Annotated in this window: 1 protein-coding gene; it reads right to left on the bottom strand. The window is 39.7% G+C overall.

The features are described 5' to 3' along the window. Positions 1-312 (bottom strand): hypothetical protein (locus tag HBA93_RS20150; RefSeq protein ID WP_221724458.1); only part of this gene is annotated, 312 nt, incomplete at both ends.

The following is a 312-nucleotide window of genomic DNA, read 5'->3' as shown; positions in this document are numbered from 1 at the left end:
AAATCTATACGATTGCAGGAAAACTCGATCAAATCGCCATTCTTTAAGTCATACGGCAGTTTTTCTTCGATCTCAAAGATAATACCATCTACATCAATTAATCCCAACGCTTTATTAGATAACACTCCGCAACAATCATAAGCTAAACCGCCTAAATGGCGGTTTGCGTAGGCTTTCGTGTCGCAGGCCAATTTTATCGCTCGCACATCAATTGGATGTAATGACTCGCTTATAATATCGCCTACACTCCGCGTGTACGGATGTGAAAAAACAGACACATTTATTTTTCTACTTGAGATGACCACTATAGCT

It is taken from the genome of Ochrobactrum sp. SFR4 (genome assembly GCF_019730395.1).
Lineage (GTDB): Bacteria > Pseudomonadota > Alphaproteobacteria > Rhizobiales > Rhizobiaceae > Pseudochrobactrum.
Note: the sequence above shows the minus strand (reverse complement) of the source record. Positions and strands in the feature narration are given on the sequence as shown.